The organism is Streptococcus fryi, assembly GCF_053206505.1.
This window is the reverse complement of the sequence record NZ_JBRUGW010000063.1, coordinates 1-2,617: the sequence shown is the minus strand read 5'-3', so window position 1 is coordinate 2,617 and position 2,617 is coordinate 1. Positions and strand designations below refer to the sequence as shown.

Below are 2,617 nucleotides of genomic sequence, written 5' to 3'. Positions count from 1 at the left end.
TTCTCCTGAGTTTGCCAGAGGTAGTTGTCAAAACTCCCTTTAGTAATATAGTGATAAATGTCTACTTCTTGGTGCTGGTTTCCCTGACGAATCAGCCGACCATTTCGCTGTAGGCTAAGTACCCAGCGCCTTACCGTATTACTACGGCAGGTTTCCAAATACTCGCCCCCGAACCGTACGTACACCTCTCAATGTATACGGCTCTCCATTTATAAACTCAATCTAACTTGCCATGATGTAATTTCTTATGGCAAACTTTACACAGTGCTATTGTTTTCCGTTGTCTAGAAATCATCAAACGTTCCCAAAAAGTCTTTCCCTTTAAATCCTTGAGTTTTTTCACATGATGAATTTCGAGAAGACTATTGGTAGCTTGACAATACTCACAACGATTTACTTTTAATCTATCAATTAAATTGGTTCGGCTAAAATATTTTGCCGTATTTGGTAAATTATCATTTTCTAGGAAAGATTTCTTTTGACGTTTAAAACCTCCGTTATAGAAATAACGGGTCATTGTATCTCCTTTACGTCCAATATACTGTATCCTAAATTGACCATCCTTTTTATATTTGCGGATGATGTTAGATTTAGTCGTACGATATTTAGTCGCATAAGTCTTATACATGCTATATTCCATGATGTACTTAAAGCGATGAAGGATAGAGCTATTATTAGCGATACAATAATAGTTATAAAAACCTCTTATTTCCGCATTATAACGTTCTAAAATCTCTAAATCATCACAGTCTTTCATAAAATAACGAGCTGTTGGTTTCCAAACTTCGTGACCTCTATGATAAGTCATTTTCATAGCCCCATAGGACAGTAATCTATCTCGAATCGTTTCTATAGAAACCTCTAAAACCAATCTACCTGTATAATTTCTGACCAATCGTCCTACCGAATCACGTTTGGCTAAATTGGATTGGCGAATGTACAGATGATAACCCAGAAACCTCGCTTTATCTCTTGCATTGGTAATCAGGGTTTTCTCTTCAGAGAGTTCCAATTTGAGAACTGTTTCCAAATAGACCTTAATGTCTGCTTTAATGCGACGAGCATCCTCTTTACTTCCAATCACACCACAGATAAAATCATCTGCGTATCGGGTATAGGTTAGACGCTTAAAGCTACTATCCATAGGGTCACTATGAGGAAGCAATACTCTTTCTTTTTCTAATTGACGGATACGTTGAATGGCTTCTTGGCGTTGGTCTCCCGTCGAAGCACACTCTAGTGTTCTTCTTGCTTTCCCCAATTCAATCTCATTTTGGCGATATTCTGGGGTGCGTTTACGGTATTTCCCTTCACAGAAGTTCTTCACATAATCTGTCATATATTTATCAAACTTATCCAAATAGATATTGGCTAGAATTGGACTGATTATTCCTCCTTGTGGAGTTCCTGAGTAGGTTTTATAGAATTTCCAGTCTTCCACATATCCTGTATTGAGGAACTTACGAATCAGGCGTAAGAATCGCTCATCTGTAATTCTTTCTCGCAGAATCTGAATCATCACATCATGGTTGATATTATCAAAGAATGATTTGATGTCTCCTTCAATGAACCATTTTACTCCTGTATAGGTTTTCTGAATTTGAGTAAGTGCTGAATGACAGCTCTTATTCGGACGAAAACCATGGGAAGAGGATTCAAATTGTCCCTCGTAGATGGATTCCAAAATCATTTTTATAACCTGTTGTAAGAGCTTATCATCAAATGATGGAATACCTAGTGGACGTAGCTTCCCATTCTTTTTAGGAATATAGGTTCGTCTTGATGGATGTGGCTGATAAGATTCATCTTTCAGGGAATCAATCAATTGGTCAATTCTAGCCATACTCATACCATCAATCGTCAACTCATCTACTCCAGGTATCATGTGTCCTGGGTTAGCGTAAATCGTTTGATAGGCAACTAAGTACATTTCTTTGTTGTAAAGTAAGCGATAAAGTCGCTCAAATTGATAGTTTTTATCTTTACTGTGTTTTGTTAGATTGTTTAACACATTTTGAGGATTTCTCATGGTGTCTCGCACACCTTCCTTTCCATAATGTTAATGTTATAAACTGTTCCCCTTCGCCATGTACGTGCCATTAACACGCTCGAACTACTACGGGAACTCCGTTACCTTATCAAATATTCATAAACCTGATGTTTAATAGCTTTTACAAGCATTTTGACTTAGGTAATCTCCGTTTAGCTGGTATAGTAACATAGCTTGATAATTTCATCGGATAGGACGTTCATCTGTTTTCATTTACTATGAATACGCTATGGAATCCCTTTGCTTCACTACCTCGAACAGTGATAATGAAGTTCCATAGTATGAGGATTTTAGTTATCTTACCTCACAGTCCTGACACAGACCGTTTAGACTATCCTTCAATCAGTTTAGATTTTATCCTTATAATCATCTCAGTAACAACTGTTACATTGTCATCTCCTCATTCAGTCGTGATGTGATAACTCATCAACTTATGAGTTTCCCAACGTGCTTTGTTCCCTGATATTTGGTTTCCCTCACAGGTCAGTTGGGTGATGATAGGCATTAAGGTCACGCCTACTACTTTGCCAAAAAGTAGATTTACTATACCGCCTTTACGGACGCACG

1 protein-coding gene is annotated in these 2,617 nt (G+C 37.7%); it reads right to left on the bottom strand.

Annotated elements, in window-relative coordinates; genetic code table 11:
- Positions 1-217: 217 nt before the first annotated feature.
- On the bottom strand, positions 218-2,029 hold the full coding sequence (locus ACVRZH_RS09940; protein WP_447455120.1) for a reverse transcriptase domain-containing protein: 1,812 nt from the start codon (positions 2,027-2,029) through the stop codon (positions 218-220).
- Between the last annotated feature and the right edge of the window lie 588 nt (positions 2,030-2,617).